Source organism: Saccharothrix algeriensis, from assembly GCF_016907655.1.
Taxonomy (GTDB): Bacteria; Actinomycetota; Actinomycetes; order Mycobacteriales; family Pseudonocardiaceae; genus Actinosynnema; species Actinosynnema algeriense.
The window spans coordinates 2,463,309-2,484,228 of the sequence record NZ_JAFBCL010000001.1 but is presented as its reverse complement, the minus strand read 5'-3'; the positions used below and the strand labels follow the sequence as shown (position 1 = coordinate 2,484,228).

21 protein-coding genes are annotated in these 20,920 nt (G+C 73.5%); 14 read left to right on the top strand and 7 right to left on the bottom strand.

The features are described 5' to 3' along the window. Positions 1-127 precede the first annotated feature (127 nt). The 5 genes from JOE68_RS11080 to JOE68_RS11060 all read left to right on the top strand — a co-directional run bounded on the left by JOE68_RS11080 (position 128) and on the right by JOE68_RS11060 (position 5,466). Positions 128-1,357, top strand: coding sequence for an ABC transporter substrate-binding protein (locus JOE68_RS11080; protein ID WP_239562208.1), 1,230 nt, complete (start codon positions 128-130; stop codon positions 1,355-1,357). After that, entirely contained in the window at positions 1,354-2,301 is a 948-nt protein-coding gene (locus JOE68_RS11075) for a carbohydrate ABC transporter permease (protein ID WP_307819632.1), read from the top strand. The genes JOE68_RS11080 and JOE68_RS11075 overlap by 4 nt, the downstream gene beginning before the upstream one ends. Continuing rightward, on the top strand, positions 2,301-3,146 hold the full coding sequence (locus tag JOE68_RS11070; RefSeq protein WP_204842282.1) for a carbohydrate ABC transporter permease: 846 nt from the start codon (positions 2,301-2,303) through the stop codon (positions 3,144-3,146). Before JOE68_RS11075 ends, JOE68_RS11070 begins: the two co-directional genes overlap by 1 nt. Before the next feature lie 4 nt (positions 3,147-3,150). Next, a complete protein-coding gene (locus JOE68_RS11065; RefSeq protein ID WP_204842281.1) occupies positions 3,151-4,335 on the top strand; it encodes an ABC transporter ATP-binding protein in 1,185 nt (394 codons plus the stop codon). Positions 4,336-4,578: 243 nt separating this feature from the next. Continuing rightward, a complete protein-coding gene (locus JOE68_RS11060) occupies positions 4,579-5,466 on the top strand; it encodes an SDR family NAD(P)-dependent oxidoreductase (protein ID WP_204842280.1) in 888 nt (295 codons plus the stop codon). Positions 5,467-5,786: 320 nt separating this feature from the next. On the opposite strand, the gene JOE68_RS11055 is transcribed toward JOE68_RS11060, so the two are convergent. Beyond that, a complete protein-coding gene (locus JOE68_RS11055; RefSeq protein ID WP_204842279.1) occupies positions 5,787-6,632 on the bottom strand; it encodes a chromosome partitioning protein ParB in 846 nt (281 codons plus the stop codon). Beyond that, the gene (locus JOE68_RS11050) at positions 6,622-7,320 is read right to left on the bottom strand and encodes a metallophosphoesterase family protein (protein ID WP_204842278.1); all 699 of its coding nucleotides are present in this window, start codon (positions 7,318-7,320) and stop codon (positions 6,622-6,624) included. The genes JOE68_RS11055 and JOE68_RS11050 overlap by 11 nt, the downstream gene beginning before the upstream one ends. A 107-nt stretch (positions 7,321-7,427) precedes the next feature. Here JOE68_RS11050 and JOE68_RS11045 point away from each other — a divergent pair, with 107 nt between their 5' ends. After that, entirely contained in the window at positions 7,428-8,513 is a 1,086-nt protein-coding gene (locus tag JOE68_RS11045) for a DUF2332 domain-containing protein (RefSeq protein ID WP_204842277.1), read from the top strand. A gap of 155 nt (positions 8,514-8,668) precedes the next feature. On the opposite strand, the gene corA is transcribed toward JOE68_RS11045, so the two are convergent. Beyond that, entirely contained in the window at positions 8,669-9,745 is a 1,077-nt protein-coding gene (corA, locus tag JOE68_RS11040; protein WP_204842276.1) for a magnesium/cobalt transporter CorA, read from the bottom strand. A 267-nt stretch (positions 9,746-10,012) separates the two neighbouring features. On the opposite strand from corA, the gene JOE68_RS11035 reads away from it, so the two are divergent. Both JOE68_RS11035 and JOE68_RS11030 read left to right on the top strand, forming a co-directional pair. Beyond that, on the top strand, positions 10,013-10,540 hold the full coding sequence (locus tag JOE68_RS11035) for a MaoC family dehydratase (RefSeq protein ID WP_372443355.1): 528 nt from the start codon (positions 10,013-10,015) through the stop codon (positions 10,538-10,540). Positions 10,541-10,618: 78 nt separating this feature from the next. Further along, entirely contained in the window at positions 10,619-11,683 is a 1,065-nt protein-coding gene (locus JOE68_RS11030) for a DUF2332 domain-containing protein (RefSeq protein WP_204842274.1), read from the top strand. Between the two features lie 77 nt (positions 11,684-11,760). Here JOE68_RS11030 and JOE68_RS11025 read toward each other — a convergent pair whose 3' ends face one another. Further along, on the bottom strand, positions 11,761-12,174 hold the full coding sequence (locus JOE68_RS11025) for an NUDIX hydrolase (protein WP_204842273.1): 414 nt from the start codon (positions 12,172-12,174) through the stop codon (positions 11,761-11,763). 143 nt (positions 12,175-12,317) lie between these two features. On the opposite strand from JOE68_RS11025, the gene JOE68_RS11020 reads away from it, so the two are divergent. The 5 genes from JOE68_RS11020 (at position 12,318) to JOE68_RS11000 (ending at position 15,189) form a co-directional block, all read left to right on the top strand. After that, positions 12,318-12,476 (top strand): hypothetical protein, encoded by a 159-nt coding sequence (locus JOE68_RS11020; RefSeq protein ID WP_170211632.1) that lies wholly within the window; start codon positions 12,318-12,320, stop codon positions 12,474-12,476. Between the two features lie 37 nt (positions 12,477-12,513). Further along, positions 12,514-13,074, top strand: a complete 561-nt coding sequence (locus JOE68_RS11015) for a PH domain-containing protein (RefSeq protein WP_204842272.1) — start codon at positions 12,514-12,516, stop codon at positions 13,072-13,074. A gap of 14 nt (positions 13,075-13,088) precedes the next feature. Continuing rightward, a complete protein-coding gene (locus JOE68_RS11010; RefSeq protein WP_204842271.1) occupies positions 13,089-13,946 on the top strand; it encodes a PHP domain-containing protein in 858 nt (285 codons plus the stop codon). Between the two features lie 98 nt (positions 13,947-14,044). Then, positions 14,045-14,884 carry a RecB family exonuclease gene (locus JOE68_RS11005; protein WP_204842270.1) on the top strand — a complete coding sequence of 280 codons (840 nt, stop codon included), beginning with the start codon at positions 14,045-14,047 and terminating at the stop codon, positions 14,882-14,884. Positions 14,885-14,898: 14 nt separating this feature from the next. Next, complete coding sequence (locus JOE68_RS11000; protein ID WP_204842269.1) at positions 14,899-15,189, top strand: hypothetical protein; 291 nt, start codon at positions 14,899-14,901, stop codon at positions 15,187-15,189. 15 nt (positions 15,190-15,204) lie between these two features. On the opposite strand, the gene JOE68_RS10995 is transcribed toward JOE68_RS11000, so the two are convergent. The 3 genes from JOE68_RS10995 to JOE68_RS10985 form a co-directional block, all read right to left on the bottom strand. Further along, positions 15,205-16,080 (bottom strand): alpha/beta fold hydrolase, encoded by an 876-nt coding sequence (locus JOE68_RS10995; protein WP_204842268.1) that lies wholly within the window; start codon positions 16,078-16,080, stop codon positions 15,205-15,207. 67 nt (positions 16,081-16,147) lie between these two features. After that, positions 16,148-17,587 (bottom strand): Rv3212 family protein, encoded by a 1,440-nt coding sequence (locus tag JOE68_RS10990; RefSeq protein WP_204842267.1) that lies wholly within the window; start codon positions 17,585-17,587, stop codon positions 16,148-16,150. 75 nt (positions 17,588-17,662) lie between these two features. Continuing rightward, the gene (locus JOE68_RS10985; RefSeq protein ID WP_504739696.1) at positions 17,663-19,861 is read right to left on the bottom strand and encodes a DEAD/DEAH box helicase; all 2,199 of its coding nucleotides are present in this window, start codon (positions 19,859-19,861) and stop codon (positions 17,663-17,665) included. Positions 19,862-20,212: 351 nt separating this feature from the next. On the opposite strand from JOE68_RS10985, the gene JOE68_RS10980 reads away from it, so the two are divergent. Further along, positions 20,213-20,920, top strand: a complete 708-nt coding sequence (locus JOE68_RS10980; RefSeq protein WP_204842266.1) for a ferritin-like fold-containing protein — start codon at positions 20,213-20,215, stop codon at positions 20,918-20,920.

Below are 20,920 nucleotides of genomic sequence, written 5' to 3'. Positions count from 1 at the left end.
GGGCCTAGGTTCGTTCCACCGGCCGGCCTCGGCCGACCGGCGGGGCACGACGAGGTGCCGGGCGCTGCGGTCTGGCCCTCCGTTGTCGGGAAGGGAGGCAGGGCCGGTGGAGCGCGCAGGTCATCGGTTGGCCGCTGTCGGGAGCGCCGCGCTGGTCGCGGCGTCCGTGCTGGCGGGGTGCGGCTCGGGTGACGGCGGGGTCACCATCAACGTCTACAAGTACCCGCAGGAGAACTTCCAGAAGATCGTCGACCGGTGCAACGACCGGGCCGACGGGTACCGGATCGTCTACCACAAGCTGCCGCGCGAGGCCGACGGGCAGCGCGAGCAGCTGGTCCGCAGGCTGGCGGCCGAGGACCCGGGCATGGACGTCCTCGGGCTCGACATCACCTGGACCGCCGAGCTGGCCGAGGCCGGGTGGATCCGGGAGTTCACCGGCCCGGCCAAGGCCGCGGTCGAGGCCGGGACGCTGAAGACGCCGCTGGACACCGCCCGCTACGAGGGCAGGCTCTACGCGGCGCCGGACAACACCAACGTCCAGCTCCTGTGGTACCGGAGCGACCTCGTGCCCACGCCGCCGAAGACGTGGGACGAGATGATCGAGATGGGGGCGCAGCTCCAGCGCGAGGGCAAACCCGGCCTGGTCGAGGCGCAGGGCAAGCAGTACGAGGGCCTGGTCGTGCTGTTCAACACCCTGGTCAACTCCGCCGGCGGGCGGATCCTCGACGAGGACGGCACCAGGGCCGTCGTCGACGACGGCGCCGTCAAGGCCCTGGAGGTGCTGAAGGGGTTCGCCACGTCCGAGGTCGTGGACCCCTCGTTCGCGAACTTCGCCGAGGACGACGCCCGGCTGGCCATGGAGAACGGCAAGGCCGCGTTCCAGCTCAACTGGCCGTTCGTCTACGCGGCGGCGCAGGACAAGGGCCCGGAGTTCGCGGCGAACTTCAAGTGGGCGCCCTTCCCGTCCATCGACGGCGGGGACGCCCGGGTCACCGTCGGCGGGGTCAACTTCGCGGTGAGCGCGTTCTCGCCGCACCCCGAGCAGTCGTTCGACGCGGTCACCTGCCTGCGCGACGCGGAGAGCCAGAAGTTCGCGGCCATCAACGACGGCGTGCCGCCCAGCATCGAGTCGGTCTACCGGGACCCGGAGATGGCCGAGCCGTACCCGATGCGGGAGGCGATCCTGGAGACGCTGAAGAACGCGAGCGTCCGCCCGCGCACCCCGGCGTACCAGAACGTCTCGACCGTGATCTCCACGGTCCTGTCGCCGCCCTCGGCCATCGACCCGGCGGCCACCGCCGACCGGCTGCGCCGGGAGCTGCAGGACGCGCTCGACTCGAAGGGGGTGCTGCCGTGAGCCACGCGCCGACCGCGGACTCCGGGCAGGTCCGGCCGTCGCCGAAGGCCAAGGCGGCGATCAGCGAGGGCAAGAGGGCCGAGCGGCGGCTGGGGCTGCTGCTGTGCGCGCCGGCGGTCGTCGTGATGGCGGCGGTCGCGGGCTGGCCGATCATCTACTCGATCTGGTTGTCGCTGCAGCGCTACGACCTGAAGTTCCCGGACCGCCGGGAGTTCGTCGGCCTGGACAACTACGTCACCGTGCTGGGCAACGCGTACTGGTGGAACGCGGTGTGGATCACCGTCGTGATCACCGTGGTGTCGGTCGTGATCGAGCTGGTGCTCGGCATGGCGCTGGCCCTGGTCATGCACCGCACGCTGGTGGGCCGCGGGATCGTGCGCACCTCGACGCTCATCCCGTACGGCATCGTCACCGTCGTCGCCGCGTTCTCCTGGCGGTACGCGTGGACACCGGGGACCGGCTACCTGGCCGAGACGGTCGCCGGCGGCGAACCGGTGCTGACGCAGAAGATCCCGGCGCTGCTGGTGGTCGTCCTGGCGGAGATCTGGAAGACGACGCCGTTCATGGCGCTGCTGCTGATGGCGGGCCTCGCGCTGGTGCCCGACGACCTGCTCCGGGCCGCGGCGATGGACGGCGCGAACGCGTGGCAGCGGTTCACCAGGGTGATGCTGCCGGTGATGAAGCCGGCGATCCTGGTGGCGCTGCTGTTCCGCACGCTGGACGCGTTCCGCATCTTCGACAACCTGTTCGTGCTGACCGGCGGCTCGCAGGGCACGACGTCGGTGTCGATGGTGACCTACAACAACCTGATCAAGGGCCTGAACCTGGGCATCGGCTCCACCATGTCGGTGCTGATCTTCCTGATGGTGGCCCTGATCGCGTTCGTGTTCATCAAGCTGTTCGGCACCGCTGCCCCCGGCAGCGACGACGGGGGGAAGCGCTGATGGCGGGTATCGGCGGCGCCGAGACCACGGGCCGCAAAGCCCGGTGGGCGGTGCTCAACGTCCTGGTCGTGGCCTACGCGCTGTTCCCGGTGCTGTGGATCGTGTCGCTGTCGTTCAAGTCCAAGGCGACCCTGGCGGACGGCAACTTCATCCCGCGCGAGTGGACGCTGGACAACTACAAGGCGATCTTCGCCACCACGGAGTTCGTGCGGGCGCTGGTGAACTCGATCGGCATCGCGCTCATCGCCACCGCCGTCGCCGTGGTGCTCGGGACGATGGCCGCGTACGCGATCGCCCGGCTGGACTTCCCCGGCAAGCGGGTGCTGGTCGGGATCTCCCTGCTGGTGTCGATGTTCCCGCAGATCTCGCTGATCTCGCCGCTGTTCGAGATCGAGCGGACGCTCGGGCTGTTCGACACCTGGCCGGGCCTGATCCTGCCCTACATCACCTTCGGGCTGCCGCTGGCGATCTACACGCTGTCGGCGTTCTTCCGGGAGATCCCGTGGGAGCTGGAGAAGGCGGCGAAGATGGACGGCGCGACGCCCGGCCAGGCGTTCCGCCGGGTCATCGCGCCGCTGGCCGCGCCGGGGGTGTTCACCACGGCGATCCTGGTGTTCATCTTCTGCTGGAACGACTTCCTGTTCGCGATCTCGCTGACCTCCACCGAGCGGTCGCGCACCGTCCCGGTGGCGCTGTCGTTCTTCACCGGCAGCTCCCAGTTCGAGGACCCGACCGGGTCGATCGCCGCCGCCGCGGTGGTGATCACCATCCCGATCATCCTGTTCGTGTTGTTCTTCCAGCGTCGTATCGTCGCCGGGTTGACCTCCGGCGCCGTCAAGGGGTGAAGCAATGGCCGAGATCGTGCTCGACAAGGTGAGCAAGCAGTACCCCGATGGCGCAGTGGCCGTGCGGGACGTGGACCTGCAGATCGCCGACGGCGAGTTCATCATCCTGGTGGGCCCGTCGGGCTGCGGGAAGTCCACGACGCTGAACATGATCGCGGGGCTGGAGGACATCACCTCCGGCGAGCTGCGCATCGGCGGCGAGCGCGTCAACGAGCGCGCGCCCAAGGACCGGGACATCGCGATGGTGTTCCAGTCCTACGCGCTGTACCCGCACATGACGGTGAAGGAGAACATGGCCTTCCCGCTGCGGCTGGCGAAGGTCGACAACGCGACGGTGGAGAAGAAGGTCCGGCACGCCGCCGAGATCCTCGACCTGACGCAGCACCTGGACCGCAAGCCGTCCAACCTGTCCGGCGGGCAGCGGCAGCGGGTGGCGATGGGGCGGGCGATCGTGCGCAGCCCCAAGGCGTTCCTGATGGACGAGCCGCTGTCCAACCTGGACGCCAAGCTGCGCGTGCAGATGCGCACCTCGGTGTCGCGGCTGCAGAAGCAGCTGGGCACCACCACGGTGTACGTGACGCACGACCAGACCGAGGCGATGACCCTCGGCGACCGGGTCGTGGTGATGCGCGGCGGCGCGGTGCAGCAGGTCGGCGCGCCGCAGTACCTCTACGACCACCCGGCGAACCTGTTCGTGGCGGGGTTCATCGGCTCGCCGTCGATGAACTTCGTGCCCGCCGCGCTGGAGGACGGGGTGCTGCGCTCGCCGCTGGGCGACGTCCCGCTCACCGACCGGGTGCGCGGGCTGCTGGAGGGCGCCGACGCGCCGCGCGAGGTGATCATGGGCCTGCGGCCCGAGCACTTCGAGGACGCCCGGCTGGTGGACGAGGCGGCGGGCCGGCACGGGGTCACCTTCACCAGCCACGTGGACGTGCTGGAGTCGATGGGCTCGGACAAGTTCGCCTACTTCAGCCTCTCCGGCGCGCAGGCCACGTCGGCGGAGCTGGCCGAGCTGGCCGCCGACGCGGGGTCGGCCGACGTGCCCGGCGAGGGCGTGTCGCTGGTGACGCGGCTGTCCGCGGCGTCCTCGGCGGCCGAGGGTGAGCCGGCCGAGATCTGGTTCGACGCCGACAAGGTGCAGCTGTTCGACCCGGGCAGCGGGCGCAACCTCACCTATTCCGGGGATTGAGCGGTTCCGGGGCCACCCGCGCCGGCGCGGGTGGCCCTTTGTCGGGCGTCACCGTGCGTCACCGATCGGTCGGGGCCATCGGCCCGGACGAACTCCGTGGGCCATTCAGCGCAGCAAAGGCGCAGTTCGCCGCTTTCGCGCAGCTTTCACTCCGGTCGCTCCCCACTCTGGTCGAAGGCGGGGACAACCCCGACCAGCGGCGTCGGGGCAGGGGAGACCGCCGATCAGAGAAGAGAGCGCGCGATGGGGATTCTTGACGGAAAAGCGGTCGTGATCACCGGTGCGGGGCGGGGGTTGGGCGAAGCCTACGCGATGCACGCGGCGCAGTCCGGGGCCGCGGTGGTGGTCAACGACGTGGACGCCGACCTGGCGGAACAGGTCGCCGGGCACATCCGGGGGTACGGCGGGCGGGCGGTGGCCAGCACGCACACGGTCACCGATCCCTCCGAAGCGGAGAAGATCGTCGGAATGTGCCTCACCGAGTTCGGCCGCCTGGACGGCTTGGTGAACAACGCGGGGCTGAACTACGAGACGCTGCCGTGGGAGGACGACCCGGAATCGGTGCGCCGGACGGTCGACGTCAACCTGCTGGGTGTCATATACACCGGAATCGCGGCCATGCGCGTGATGCGCGAACAGGGTCGCGGGTCCATCGTGAACATTTCGTCCGGCGCGTTCTTCGGGCAGCGCAAACTGGCGACCTACGCGGCCACCAAGGGCGCGGTGGTGTCGTTGAGCGCGTCGTGGGCGCTGGACCTGGAGGGCGAGGGCGTCCGCGTCAACGCCGTCTGCCCGGTCGCCCACACCCGCATGGTGTGGAAGTCCGAGCGCTCGCTGCGGGCGATCCCCGCCGACCGCACGCCCGGCAAGGTCGCGCCGCTGGTGCTGTTCCTGCTCAGCGACGCCTCCGCCGGCATCACCGGGCAGGTCGTCCGGTGCAACGGCCGGCAGCTGCACCTGGTCGGCCACCCGCACTTCAAGCAGCCGGTCCTGGAGAGCGACACCTGGGACACCTCGTCGGTCAAGCGCGCCTTCGACGGCGTCCTGCAGGCCCACCTGGAGCCGTTCGGGCTGGAGAAGCGGATGCCGCCCCGGCTGCGCGAGCTGGTGGAGCCGGGGCGGACGGCCTGAGGGGGAGCGCCGCGCGCGGCGCTCCCGAGGGGTGATCCCGACCGCCTGAGGGGAGCGGTCGGGGTTCCGGGCGGGCCCCGCGGCCGTCGGTGAACGGCGCGGCCGGGCCGGTGAACCGCGCGCACCGGCCGGCCGATCCCGCACCCGATCACCCCGACGGGTGATCACCGGGGACGCGCCCCGCCCGGCCGCCGGCGCCCGCGGGGGCGAGCGGTCGGCGGGCGTCGGCCGACGGTCCCCGGTCGGGTGGCGCCCGGTCGGTGGTCCTCGGTCGGTGGTCCTCGGTCGGGGTCGTCCGGCCGGTGGCCCCGGCGGAGCCGTCAGGCGCGGCGGGAGCTGCGGATGGCGTCGATCACGTCGGCGTCCCAGCGGTGCGTGCGGATCAGGCGGTAGCGCTCCGCGGCCACCCACATGTAGGTCTCGGTGTCGGTGCGGTCGCCGATCAGGTCGGCCTGGCGCAGCAGGTCGACGACCGGGACGTACTCCTCCCGGTACCAGCGCAGGGCGACCGCCGCGCGGTCCAGGAACGCGCCCTCGTCCTGCATCAGGCGAAAGCCCCAAGCCTCGACGTGCTCGCCGAGCCGGGCGTAGTCCCACGGGTCCGACAGCAGCACCGCCGCGCGGGCCTCGCCGGGCAGCGGGACGCGCTCCAGGAACAGCCGCCGGTAGTCCTTGACGATCAGGTCGCCCCGGTGGCGGATGCCCCGCGCGTCGATGCGGGTGACGACCTCGGTCACGTACGCGTCGATGACCGCGAGCCCCAGGGCGTGCGCGACGGACACGCGGTGGTGGCCGTCCTGCACGAAGTGCAGCTCGCCGACCCGGTACACCTCGATCGGCGGCACGGCCTCGCCCCGGCGCGCGGCCAGCGCCAACCGCTGCCACCGCGCGCGCACCCGCGCCGAGGTGGGCCGGAAGCGCCGGTCGAAGTCGCGGGTGCGGTCGACGCTGCCCACGATCGAGTCCAACCGGACCGAGCGCAGGCCCAGCCGCCGCTCGCCGCGGTACCCCAGCGCCTCCACGACCTCGTGGAACGGCAGCATGATGTTGACGTCGTCGGGTTCCCGGCGCAGCCACGCCGCCAGGCGGGAGAGCACCTGGCGGCGGCGGGCGCGCAGGAAGTCGTTCTCCGCGTCGGCGGCGGGGAAGCCGGTGTCACGGGGCATCGCGGTCCTCCTCCCGCCCCGGTCGGTCCGGGGCTCGCTCGGGCACGTCGAGCACCTGGTACCCCACCACGTTGACCAGTCGCGTCCGGTCGAGCCGCCGGTCCGGCCGGGGCACGCCGTGCGGGTGGACGTGCCCGTGCAGCAGCAGCGGCGGGCGCAGCCGGCGCACGGCGTCGTGCAGGCAGGCGAAGCCGCGGTGCGGCGGGTCCGGCTCGTCGCCGCAGCCCAGCGGCGGCGAGTGGGTCAGCAGGACGTCGACGCCGCGACCGTCGCGCAGTCGCCGCCACGCCGCCAGCCGCAGCACCCGGCGCAGCCGCCGCGCCTGCTGCCGCTCGGTCCACTGGTTGGGCCCGGCGCGGTAGCGGATCGAGCCGCCCAGCCCGGCGATGCGCAGGCCGGCCACGTCCACCACCCGCCCGTCGGCGTTCACCCCGCCCGCCGGGCCCGGCCACCGGGACGGGATGCCCGCCTTCGTCCACAGGCCGCGCACGTTGGCGTAGCCGGACAGGTCGGGGTCGTGGTTGCCGGGCACGAACACGCACGGCCGGTCCAGCGCCGAGGACAGGAACTCCAGGTAGTCGAACGGCAGGTCGCCCGCGGCGAGGACCAGGTCGACGCCGTGCCGCCGCACCCGGTCGGTCCACAACCCCTCGACCACCTCGTCCGCCACCGCCAGCACCCTCGGCACCCACCGAGCCTACGGCCGGCGGGCCCTCGCGACACCTCGTCGGTGAAAGGGTGAATCGCCCGGCCGGCCCGCCGCGCGGGCGCGGTTCCGTACTAGCGTCCGGTGGTGTGCTCGCCGAGCTGTTCCTCGACGCGGCCCGCGGCTGCCGGGACTCCAGCCCGCTCACGCACGCCCTGCTGGTCGCGGCGGCGGAGGACCTGGCGCGCGGCGGCGTCACCGCGCGGGTGATGGCCGGCGCGCGGTGCGACCGCAAGGGCACCGTGCCCGGCCTGCGGTTCGCCGGCGCGCTGCACCGCCTGGTGCTGGAGGGCCGCGCGCCGCGGCTGGCCCGGCACTACCCGACCGCCGGCGGCCGGCCGCACTTGGCCTCGCTGTGGGAGGACGCGCTGCCCGTCCTGCACGAGCACGCCGACGAGCTGCGGGCGGTGGTCGACGCGACCGTCGTGCAGACCAACGAGCCGGGCCGCAGCGCGCCGCTGTTCGGCGGGCTGCAGACCGCCACCCGGCTCGCGGCGGGCGCGGCGGGCAGGCGCACCCCGTTCCCGGTGCGGCTGCTGGAGGTCGGGGCCTCCGGCGGCCTCAACCTGCGCCCGCACCGGATCGCCTACCGGGCCGGGGACGAGGTGTTCGGCGACCCCGGCAGCCCGTTCGCGCTCGACGTGCGGTGGACCGGCCGCCCGCCCGCGGACCTGTCGCACAACCTGCGGCTGGTGCGGCGGGCGGGCTGCGACCTCGACCCGGTGGACGTGTCCACCGAAGAGGGCCGGCTGCACCTGTCGTCGTTCGTGTGGGCGGACCAGACGTGGCGGTGGGAGCGCCTGCAGGCCGCCCTGGCCCTCGCCCGGCTGGACCCGGTGCCGGTCCGGCGGGCCACCGGGCCGGAGTGGCTGGCCGACCAGCTGGCGCGGCCGGAGCGCGACGTGCTCACCGTCGTGTGGCACTCGGTGGTGTGGCAGTACGCCTCGCCCGCCGACCGCGCCCGGGGCCGCGCGGTCCTGGCCGACGCGGCGGCCCGCGCCACGCCCGCGGCGCCGCTGGCCCTGCTGGTCTTCGAACCGCGCCGGGTGCCGGGGGCGACCTCCCACGAGTTCCAGCTGCTGCTCAGGCTCTGGCCCCGCGGCGCCTCGCTGCGGCTGGGCGTGGGCGCCGGCCACGGCATCCCGTTCACCTGGGCGACCCGGCCCTGGGACTAGCCGGGTCGGTCCACAGTGGACGCACTAGTGGCCGGTGGCGATCAGCAGCGTCACCGCGGTGAGCCAGCCGATGAGGAAGGCCAGGATCCAAAAGCGCAGGTTGGTCAGCATTCTGGTCATGTCGGGCATCCCGTCGGGTCGGGTGGACTGGGGGGCTACAGCCAGCGGTTCCGACGGAATATTCGGTACAGCGTCAGGCAGGCGACCAGGATGACGGCGAGCACCATGGGGTAGCCGTACTTCCAGTGCGTCTCGGGCATGTGGTCGAAGTTCATGCCGTACACGCCGACCACCATGGTGGGCACGGAGATGATCGCCACCCAGGACGAGATCTTGCGCATGTCCGAGTTCTGCTGGAGCGTGATCTTCGCCAGCGTCGCGTTGACCAGCGTGGTCAGCAGCTCGTCGAAGTTCATCACCCGCTCGGACACCTCGGTGAGGTGGTCGTCGACGTCGCGGAAGTAGGAGCGCACCTGCTCGGGGATCAGCGGCGTGTAGCCCTCGGCCAGCCGGCGCAGCGGCACGGCCAGCGGCATCACCGCGCGGCGCAGCTCCAGCACCTCGCGCTTCATCAGGTAGATCTGGTCGGCGCTGACCCCGCTGCGCGGCGCGAACACCAGCGCTTCCATCTGGTCGATGTCGTCCTCGATGTGGTCGGTCACGTCGAGGTAGTTGTCCACCACGTGGTCGGCGATCGAGTACAGCACCGCGGCCGGGCCGACGCGCAGCTTCTCCGGGTCCTCCTCCAGCTCGCGCCGGACGGCGGCGAGGCCGGAGTGGTTGCCGTGCCGGACCGTGACCACGAAGTCCCGGCCCAGGAAGACCATGATCTCGCCGCTCTCGACGATCTCGTTGGCCGTGTCCGGCGAGGCGTTCTGCACGTACCGGACGGTCTTGAGCACCATGAACAGCGTGTTGTCGTAGCGCTCCAGCTTGGGCCGCTGGTGGGCGTGCACGGCGTCCTCGACGGCCAGCTCGTGCAGCCCGAACGTGTCCGCGACGCCCTGGATCTGCTCCTCGTCCGGCTCGTGCAGGCCGATCCAGACGAACCCGTCGCCGCGCCGGCGGACCTCCTCCACCGCGTCGGTGTGCGACCAGCGGCCGGTCAGGCGCGCGCCGTCGACGTACACGCCGCAGTCGACCACGTACGCCGACAGCGGGACGGGGACCGGGATGCCGGGTCGGGCGGGCCCGCGGCCTCTGCGGCCGCCGAGCGAGGGCAAGCTGGGCACGAGTCCTCCAGACGGGGTGGCGTCGACTTGCGGACTTGATGACGACGGCACGTCCCCGACCGGAGAGCACTGGGCCTAGCTGTGGTGGGCCGACCCTCCGGGGAGGACGCGCGAGGTACTCGCAGGATGGGGATCGTTGCTCATCGGCGGTCCTCACCTCCTCGGGTCGGTCGTCCGCGGCGGTGGAGTCGCTCACAGACCGGTTGCCGAGGGTACTCCTCCCGCGCTCACACTGTCGTCCCGGTCCCGAGGGCCGGCCACCGGTCACTGAGCCAACGGAGGCGTGCGGTGCAGTTCGGGCGTTACTACGAGGAGTTCGAGGTCGGCGCGATCTACAAGCACTGGCCCGGCAAGACGGTGACCGAGTACGACGACCACCTGTTCTGCCTGCTGACCATGAACCACCACCCGCTGCACCTGGACGCGCACTACGCGGCGGAGACCACCGACTTCGGCAGGAACGTGGTGGTCGGCAACTACGTCTACTCGCTGCTGCTGGGCATGTCCGTGCCGGACGTGTCGGGCAAGGCGATCGCCAACCTGGAGGTGGAGTCGCTGCGGCACACCAAGCCCACCTTCCACGGCGACACCATCTACGGTGAGACCGAGGTGCTCGGCAAGACCCCGTCGAAGTCGAAGGACGACCGCGGCGTCGTCCACGTCGAGACGCGCGGCTACAAGCAGGACGGCACCGTGGTCTGCGTGTTCCGCCGGAAGGTCATGGTGCCCAAGCGGTCCTACGGCGACAGCCGCGGTGGTGAGCAGCCGGGCAGGCCGGTGCCTTCCGCCGGCTGAGCGGCGAATCGGGCGGGGTCGGCTGAGCGGCGAATCGGGCGGGGTCGGCTGAGCGGTGGATCGGGCGGAGGAGTGGCGTTGACGTCTCTGGATCTGGTGCGGGAGCGGTTGGCCCGGTTCGCGCGGCGGGAGGCCCGGAGCTCCCCGCTCTACGGGCACCTGGCGGCGCGCGCCGCGGCCGACCCGGAGGTCGCCGGGCTGCTGACCGCGGCCCCGGAGCGGTTCGCGCACGCGACCCTGCTCCTGGCGGCGGCGCACCGGCTGGTCCAGGCCGAGCCGTTCCACGAGCTGTCGAACTACTACCCGTCGCTGGGCGGCACGTACGGCGTGGACGACGGCACGTGGCCGCTGTTCCGCTCGTTCGCCCTGGAGCGCGCGGAGCGGATGCGGGCGCTGATCTCGACCCGCTCCGCCCGGGTGAACGAGGTGCGCCGGGCCGCCCTGCTCTACCCGGCGGTGGCGATGGTGAAGGGGCCGGTCGGGCTGCTGGAGGTGGGCTGCTCGGCGGGGCTGCTGCTGGGGCTGGACCGGTACGGCTACCGCTACCAGACCGAGCAGGCCGGGCAGGTGGTCGCCGGGCCGGCCAAGGCGGCGGTGGGGCTGCACTGCGCGCTGGAGCCGGCGCCCGGCGCGGTGCTGCCCCGGATCCCCAAGGCGGTCAAGGTGGCGGCGAGGGTCGGGCTGGACCGCGTGCCCGCCGACCTGACCGACGAGGACACCTACGCGTGGCTGGAAGCCTGCGTCTGGGCCGACCAGCCCGAGCGGCTGCGGCTGTTCGGCGTGGCGGCGGCGGCGCAGCGCAAGTCGCCGCCCGCGTTCGTCACCGGCGACGCCGTGGCCGACCTGGGCGAGGCCGCCGCGCGGGTGCCCGCCGACCTGCCGCTGGTGGTGATCACGAGCGGCGTGCTGTCGTCCGCGCCCGGCGCGGAGTTCACGCGGGCGCTGGCCGGGCTGGACCGCCCGGCGTGGTGGGTCACCCAGGACGCGTACGCCGAGGGCCTGGCGCACGTGCTGCCCGGCCGGGACGACCTCGCCGACGGCGGGGTGCTCGGGCTGGTGCGGTTCGAGGGCGGCCAGGTGCGGTCGGCCAAGGCGCTGGCGCGGACCGCACCGCACGGCCAGCGGCTGGTTTGGCTGCCGTGACGGCGCTCCGGCGGCTCCCGGTTCCGGCACCCGCCCGTTCCGAAGGGGTGTCACCTGCCCCGTTCGGGCGAAATCGATCAGACCCGGGGTAGTTGGCCCCACTCCCGGAGGGTCTCGTGGAGGCCGTCCGTCAGCGGAAGTGTGGCCAAGATCGCAGCGGACGCCCACCGGACCTCCGAAGCGTCGTCGCCCGCTCGGAGCACACCGGATCGCACCTGGCAGGCGTAGTCGCGGATGTCGTAGAGCCCGTCTGCCGCCGGACGGGTGACGCTGCCGATCAGGGCGCCCACCGTCACGGAGAGTCCCGTCTCCTCCAGGATCTCGCGGGTCAGCGCCGCCGCGTCCCCCTCGCCGGGCTCCACTCGTCCACCCGGTATCGACCACCGTCCCTCACCTGGGGGATTCGCCCTACGCACGAGCAGTAGTCGCCCGGTGGTGTCATGGACGACGCCGCCGACACAGCGGATCAAGCGGGCGCGTTCGGCCGTCATGCTGACCGAGCGTAGTCACACCGGAACGGCGGTGCAGCCGGCTACCCCAGGTGCGGTACAAAACTCCCAAGGTGCCGCGTGGTGCGGTACAACGGTCCTCACTGGCGCCAAACGGGTGCGGGTAGCGAACGGGGTTGATCACCGTGAATCTGAAGAAGATTCTCACTTTCGCCGGGGTCGGCTTGCTCCTGTTCTTCCTCATCGCGGAGCCGCAGCAGGCGGCTCAGCTGGTGCAGAACATCCTGGGCACGCTGCGGGAAGCTGCTGAGGCGCTCATCACCTTCGTGAAACAATTGTTCTGAGTCGCCCGGCTCCTCCCGACGGCGAGAGGTCGAAGGCATGTTCGCACCACGCGACCCCGACGAGTACCTGCTCCCCACGGAGCGACGGGTCATCCGGGTCCGCAGGCACTGGAGCAGCCTGCTCTGGGATCTCCTGGAGGCGGCGGCGCTGCTCGCCGGCGCCATGATGATCTCGTACCTGCTGCCCCCGAACCTGGGCGTGGTCCAGAACATCCTCTGGTACGCGGCGCTGTTCGTGCTGCTCAGGCTCGCCTACTTCGTCATGGAGTGGTGGGTGGAGCGCATCGTCGTCACGGACAAGCGGTTCATGATCTCCTCGGGGGTCTTCGAGACCAAGGTCGCGATGATGCCGATCAGCAAGGTCACCGACCTGACCTACGAGCGCACGGTGCTCGGGCGCATGTTCGGCTTCGGCACCCTGGTCGTGGAGTCGGCGGGTCAGATCCAGGCCCTCAACCGGATCGAGTACCTGCCCAACCCCGAGGAGGTCTACGACGCCATCTCGGAGCTGACCTTCGGCGACAAGAAGGCGCAGGCGGAGCGCTTCTCGATGATCAAGGCGCAACGGGCGGCGCGCGGGAAGAAGATGGTCCCGTAGGTCAGACTGGGCGGGTGCGCATCGACCTGCACACCCACTCGACCGAGTCCGACGGCACCGACACCCCGGCGGAGCTGGTGGCCGCCGCGGCGGCCACCGGGCTGTCTGCCGTCGCGCTGACCGACCACGACACCGCCGCCGGCTGGGCGGAGGCGGCCGAAGCGCTGCCCGCCGGCCTGCGGCTGGTGCGCGGCGCGGAGCTGTCGTGCGCCTCCGACGACGGCCGGGGCAGGGTCATCACCGTCCACCTGCTGGCCTACCTCTACGACCCGACCTCGCCCGCGCTGGTCGAGGAGCAGCTGCGGCTGCGCCTGGAACGGCGCCAGCGGCTGCGCAAGATGGCGGTGCGCATGGTCGAGGACGGGTTCCCCATCGACCCGGACGAGCTGATGGCGGCCATGCCCGCCGACGCGCCGGCCGGGCGGCCCCACCTCGCCATGGCGCTGATCCGGGCCGGGGTGGTGGCCAGCGTCGACGAGGCGTTCGCCCGGTACCTGACCGGCGGGCGGTACTACGTGCCGCGCACCGACACGCCGGTGGCGCGGGCGATCGGCATGATCGCCGAGGCCGGCGGCGTGACGGTGCTGGCGCACCCGTTCGCGGCCTCGCGCGGGCCGATCGTGTCCGACGCCGTGCTGGCCGACCTGGCGGGGCTGGGCCTGGCCGGCGTCGAGGTCGACCACCCCGACCACGACGCGCCGACCCGCGCCCGGCTGCGCGGGCTCGCGGCCGACCTGGGGCTGCTGGTCACCGGCTCCTCGGACTACCACGGCACCAACAAGACCGTGCGGCTGGGAGCCGAGTCGACCGCCCCGGAGGTGCTGGACGCGATCGCCGACCGCGCGACCGGCTGCAAGGTGCTGGTCGGCTGAGGCCCGCGGACCGCGGGGACTGGGCCACTCGGGCCGGCGGCGCTCGGCCGGTTGCAGGCAGTGGCCGCGCTGTCGGGGCGCCTCGGTAGCGTGGTGGCGTGCAGGAGCAGTTGGGGTTCGACTTCGGGGCCGCGCCGAGGAAGCTCGTGCGGGTGACCCCGGCGAAGCTCGCCACGTGGGCGGACTGCCCGCGCCGCTTCCGCATGTCCTACCTCGACCGGCCGACGCCGCCGCGCGGCGGGGCCTGGGCGCACAACACGCTCGGCGCGGTGGTGCACAACGCGCTCAAGGCGCTGTTCGACCTGCCCGCCGCCCGGCGCACGCCGGAGCAGGCCGTGCTCCTGCTGCACCGGCTGTGGAAGGACGACGGCTTCCGCGACGCCGGGCAGGCCGCCGAGTACCGGGGCCGGGCCGAGGGCTGGCTGCGGGACTACGTCGGCGAGCTGGACACGTCGATCGAGCCGGTCGGCATCGAGCGCTGGGTGTCCACGCCCACGTCGAGGATCGTCGCCGAGGGCCGGGTCGACCGCATCGACCTGCGCGACGGCGAACTGGTGATCGTCGACTACAAGACCGGCCGGCACGCGCTGACCGTCGACGACGCGAGGGGTTCCCAGGCGCTGGCCCTGTACGCGCTCGCGGCGCGGCGCACCCTGCGCAAGCCGTGCCACCGGGTCGAGCTGCACCACCTGCCCACCGGCTCGGTCGCGGTGTGGGAGCACACCGAGGAGAGCCTCGCGCGGCACGTGTCGCGGGCGGAGGAGGCGGCCGACGAGCTGGGCCTGGCCGGCGACACCCTCGCGGCGGGCGGCGACCCGGAGGTCCTGTTCCCACCCCGCACCGGGAGGCAGTGCACGTGGTGCGACTTCCGCCGCAGCTGCCCGGAGGGGCAGCAGGCGGCACCGACACTCGACCCGTGGGCCCTGCTCGCGCCGTAGGGGGAGCCGTGACGATGGTGGAGACCGAGCCGCGGGTGCTGCGGGCCTGGCGCGGCGCGAGCGGCGCCGTGGCCGTGGGCCTCGCGCTGCTGGCTCTGGCGCTCATCGGCGTGCAGGTCTACGCCGGCAGCCACGGCCTGCCGGGCCCGGGGATCGACGTGGTCGTCGGTCACGTGGTGGCGTCGGTGATCGCCGTGGCGGCCCAGGTCGTCGCCGACCGCCGGACCCGGTGGGTGGCGGCGGCGTGCAGCCTGGCCGTGATCGTCGCCGGCGCGACGACCCTGTGGCTGTACTGGTGGGCCTGAGCGGCGCCGCCCGCTTCAGGGGGCGAGCCAGGCCCGCCAGGTGGGCAGGAGCGTCGACAGCAGCGCCTCGGGCGCCTCGGTGTTGGGTGAGTGCGCGACGCCCTTGAGGACGGCGAAGTCGGCGTCGAGGCGCTCGGCCATGTCGCGCTGGCAGGCGGCCGGCCACGCGTCGTCCAGCTCGCCGCACACCACCAGGCACGGCACGCCCCCGGAGCGCAGGACGCGGGCCAGCTTCGCCACCAGGTCCGGTTCGGTGCGCAGCGAGTCGCCCATGCCGAGCAGCCCCACCGGCGACGAGCGCAGGAAGCGCTCGCGGTGGAAGTCCTTCAGCTCCCGCGGGAGCAGGGCCCAGGCCGGGTGCAGGGCCGCGCGCGCCTCGTTGAGCCGCTGGGCGGTCTCCGGGCCCTCTGCGCGGAGGGTGATCTCGCCGTGGTCCAGCGCGGTGCGGCGCTCGCCGGGCGGCAGCTCCGCCGGGCCGGACGACAGCAGGGTCAGGCCGGTGACCGGCGCGCCCGCCAGCACCGCGCCGCGGACCACCAGCCCGCCGTAGGAGTGGCCGAGCAGCAGCACCCGCCGGCCGTCCGCCGCCAGCTTCGCCACCAGCTCCGCGAGCCCCGCGCCGAGCGCGGCCGGCCGGTAGTCGGCCTCGGCGGCCGGGCCGGGCGACTCGTGCTGGCCGGGCAGGTCGACGGCCACGACCTCCAGGCCCGCGTCCGAGATCGGGTCGAGCAGGGGCGCGAAGTCCTCCTTGGACCCGGTGTACCCCGGCACCAGCAGCGCCGTCGCGCCCAGGTCGACACCCGCGGCGGGGGCGCGCAGCGCGGCGACGTGGCCGAACCGGCCGGGCAGGTCCACGCGCTCCGCGCGGTGCGGGCTGAGCTGCGAGTGCACGTCTCGAAGTGTGCCGCACCCGGCGGGGTCGCGCGTGCCCGGACGGGCCGGGCCCGCGACCGCCGCCCTACCGCAGCGCGACCAGCGTGTCGCCGCGCTGCTCCAGCACGATCGGGCCCTCGGTGGCCATCCGCACCGGGCCGTCGTAGCCCTCGCGGTCGACCGGGATGCGGCCGATCTCCTGGCCGGTGACCTGGTCGACGACCTTCAGGGCGTTCTCGACCGGGATGAGCGCGCGGCCCGCGAGGGTCGTCCCCGGGCCCTGCGACGGGGTCGACCACACCGGGTTCAGCTCGACCGGGGACAGCGCGATCGTGCGCGACCCGGTGAACCAGTAGACGTTCGCGGTGCTGACCGAGGTCGCCGCCACCCGGCCCGGCGGGTCGCCGCGCAGCTCGTCGGCGGTCACCTCGACCGGGTGCTCCTGCATCAGGCCGCCGGTCTCGGCGTCGAACACGAGCAGCTTGCCCGGCACGGCCACCGCGACCCGCGTGGCGGTCACCGCGACGACCCGGCTGCCCTTCTCGCCGATGAGCGCGCTGCTGAGCACCTGCGGCTCGTCGTGCTTCTCCGGGTTGGGCTTGAGGACCGTGATCCGGTCGGAGGGGTCCTGGTGGTAGCAGCGCTCGACCACCGCCACCTTGCCGCTGGTCACCGCGGTGGAGCCGTACTGGCAGCCCGGCCGGGGCTGCTTGTTCGCGTTGACGATGGCGCGCAGCGTGCCGTACTCCAGCGACCGCACCAGGTCGTCGCGCCGGTAGACCTCGAAGTAGGTCTCACCCGTGGTGACCAGGTGCGAGCCCTCGTCGAGCAGGCGGGTGTCCAGGGCGGCGTCGCCGTTGCGCTGCGGGCCGCGCCGGCCGGACGCGGAGTCCAGCGTGGTCAGCTCGGAGCAGTTGACGTCCTTGCGGTACAGCGCGGCGACCCGGCCCCAGGCGGTGCCCACCGTGCACAGCGGCCAGTCCCGGCTGTAGCGCCAGCGGACCTCGCCGGTCAGCGCGTCGCGGCCGGTGACCTCGCCGCCGTCACCGGTCACGACCACCGAGTCCACCGCCACCGGCACCGGCGTGGCGGCGCTGGGCGCGCGCCACACCTCGCCCAGCGACGGCGGCAGCACGGTCACCGGCGGCAGCGGGGTGGCCGGGCTCGGGCCGGTCTGCGAGACGGTGTTGCGGATGTCGCTGTTCAGCCACACCAGCAGGCTGCCCACCAGCACCGCCACCACCACCAGCGCCAGGGCGAGGTAGTCGCCCCGGGTCCGCCAGGTGCGGACCGGGCCGACCGGCTCCTCCGGGGGCGCGGAGCCCGGCTCCGCCAGGACGTCCTCCGCGTCGGCGGCCCGGTCGTCGGGACCCGTGCCCGCGGCCCGGTCGTCGGGTTCCGCACCGGCGGCCTGGTGGTCGGGTTCGGTGTCCACGGCGACCTGGTGGTCGGTCTCGGCGGTCGGCTGCCCGTCGGCGCCCAGCACGACCCGACCGTTCGACTCCGCCTGTTCCGGCTGGCCCACTGCCCGGCTCCCCGATGGTTCGGTGATCTGTCCGGCCACATGCTGCCGCACGTGGCCGGTGATCCGTGTAAGGAGTCAGTCTGCCGACGGGAGGGCGTCAGCGGAACCTTCGGCCTCCGCGCCCGTGCGGCGACGGCGCCGGCGGCGGGGTCGCTCGTCGGAGTCCTCCGCGTCGGGCGCGTCGGCCTTGCGGCTCGGCGGGCGCTCGGCGCCGGCTTCCGGGGACGCCTCCGCGGCCTTGCGGCGGCGGGGTCGCTCGGCGGCCTCGGCCCCCTCGGCCGGCGGCTCGGCGGGCTTGCGGCGGCGCGTGCGCTTGGCCGGGCCCTCCTGGGCGCCTTCCGGGGTGCTCTCGGCTGCGACCTCCGCCGCACCGGCCGTCACCTCGGCGTTCACCTCGGCAGCCACCTCAGGGGTCGCCTCGGGGGTCGTCGCGGCCTTGCGGCGGCGGGTGCGGGTGCGGCCGGCGGACCCGGTCGACCCCTCGTCGCCCGTGGCCCCGGACGCGGCTTCGGCGGTGCCTTCGGCGGTCGCGGGCCCGGTCGTGCCCTCGGCCGGCACGTCGGCGGTCGCGTCGGCCTTGCGGCGGCGCGTGCGGGTGCGGCCGGCGGGCTCGGTCGACCCCTCGGCCGCCGGTCCGGCCACCGCCTCGGCGGCCTGCTCGGCCGCCGGTTCCGCCGCGGCCTGCGCGCCCGCTCCGGCCGGCTTGCGGCGGCGGGTGCGCTTGGGCGCGCCGCCCTCGACCGCGGCCTCGGTCGTCCCGACCGGGGCCTCCGCGACGTCGGCCGCGGCCCCGGCCACCTCGGTCGCCTCGGCGGCGTCCACCACGCCACCCCGGCTGCGCCGGCGGCGGCGGGGGGTCCGCGAGCCGCTCTCCGCGGTCGCGCCCTCGGCGGGGGCGTCACCGCGCGGCGACGCGCCCTTGCCGCGGCGGCGACCGCGGGACTTGCGCTCGCCCTTGAGGTCCTCCTCCGGCTCCGCGCCCAGGCCGGCGCGGGTGCGCAGGCCCAGCGGCAGCCGCCCGGTGGAGCCCGCCGGGATGTCCAGGTCGCTGAACAGGTGGTCCGACGTCGAGTACGTCTCCACCGGGTCCGGCTTGCCCAGGTCGAGCGTGTCGCTGATCATCTTCCAGCGCGGCGTCTCGTCCCAGTCCACCAGCGTGACGGCGACACCGGTGCGGCCCGCGCGGCCGGTGCGGCCGATGCGGTGCACGTAGGTCTTCTCGTCCTCCGGGCACTGGTAGTTGATGACGTGCGTGACGCCTTCGACGTCGATGCCGCGCGCGGCCACGTCGGTCGCCACCAGCACGTCGATCTTGCCGCTGCGGAAGGCCCGCAGCGCCTGCTCGCGCGCGCCCTGCCCCAGGTCGCCGTGCACGGCCGCCGCCGCGAAACCGCGCTCCACCAGCTCGTCGGCGACCTTCTGCGCGGTGCGCTTGGTGCGGGTGAAGATCATCGACAGGCCGCGCTCGCGGGCCTGGAGCGCCCGCGCCAGCAGCTCGGTCTTGTCCAGCGCGTGCGCGCGGTAGACGAACTGCTCGGTGCGCTCGTGCACCGCGCCCGCGTCGTTCTCCTCGGCCCGCACGTGCGTGGGCTGGTTGAGGAACGTCCGGGCCAGCGTGATGATCGGCCCCGGCATGGTGGCGGAGAACAGCATGGTCTGCCGCTCGTCGGGCACCATGCGCAGGATGCGCTCGATGTCGGGCAGGAAGCCCAGGTCGAGCATCTCGTCGGCCTCGTCCAGCACCAGCCCGCGCACCTTGCCCAGCACCAGGTGGCGCTGCTCGGCGAGGTCCAGCAGGCGGCCCGGCGTGCCGACGACCACGTCCACGCCCTTGCGCAGGGCCGCGATCTGCGGCTCGTACGGCCGGCCGCCGTAGATGGCCAGCACGCGCACGCCCAGGTGCTTGGCCGCGTCGGTCAGGTCGTGGGTGACCTGGAGGCACAGCTCGCGGGTCGGGACGACGACCAGCGCCTGCGGCGTGCCGTCGCCCGGGACGGTGATGCGCTGCAGCAGCGGGATGCCGAAGCCCAGGGTCTTGCCGGTGCCGGTGCGGGCCTGCCCGATGACGTCGTCACCGGCCAGCGCCAGCGGCAGCGTCAGCTCCTGGATGGCGAAGGTCCGCTCGATGCCCGCCTCGCCCAGCGCGCGCACGATCTCGGCGCGCACGCCCAGCTCGGCGAACGTGGGGGCGTCGTTGTGGACCGGCGCGTCGGCGGCCAGCGGGTGGGAGGTGTCCTCCCCAGGGAGTCCCGCCTCGCTGTGCTCCAGCGTCACCGGGTCCAGATGGGTCTTCTCGTTCGTCGCGGTCAGGGTGATCGCCTCTCTCGTACCAGCGCGCACGGCCTGTACGGGCCGCTCGACCGCGCCCACCGCCTCTCGGCCGAGGGGGCGGCCGGGCGTGGCGCGGGAGGGCCTGCGAGGTATGTGCGCGCACCCTCTCCTGGCGGCACGGTGCCGCCGTAGTCCGCCGTCGGCACCGCTGCGGGCCCCTGCTGGGCCGCGCCGCGCCGGGCGTCGGAACGCAACTCTACCTCCCGCTTAGGCCGATCGGGGTGGAACGAGGGCGCTCGCTGCGGACTCTCGTGCCCGGGGTGTAGCGGAGAACACCCGGCTAGGCTCGCGGGCATGGGTGAGCCAGAGGTGGAGTCGGCGACGGGTGGGACGGCGGTGTTCGCGCAGGCGGAGGCCGCGGGAGGGGTCCCGGAGGGCGTGGTCGACCTGCTCGGCGCGCTGGCCTACGGCGAGCTGTCGGCGTTCGACCGGTTGGCGGAGGACGCGCGCACCGCGCCCACGCTGGCCGGGCGCGCCGACCTGTCCGCGATGGCCGCCGCCGAGATCGGCCACTACGCGCTGATCGAGCGCTACCTCGACGACCACGGTCACTCGGTCGAACAGGCGATGCACCCGTTCGTGGCGGGCTTCGACGCGTTCCACACCTCCACGGCGCCGCGGTCCTGGCTGGAATCCCTGGTCAAGGCGTACGTCGGCGACGGGCTGGCGGCGGATTTCCACCGCGAGGTCGCGGAGTGGCTGGACGAGCCGACCAAGCAGCTGGTGCTCGCCGTGCTGGCCGACACGGGGCACTCGGCGTTCGCCGAGCGCGAAGTCCGGGCGGCGTGCGAGGCCGACCCGAAGTTGAAGGACCGGCTCACCCTGTGGGGCAGGAGGCTGCTGGGCGAGGCGTTGACGCAGGCCCAGTACGTGGTGGCCGAGCGGGACGGGCTGGCCGAGCTGATCGTGCGGGGGTCCGGCGACCTGGCGGGCATCGCGGCGCTGTTCCGGCGGCTCCAGCAAAGCCACACGCGGCGCATGGCGGCGCTCGGGCTCGGCTAG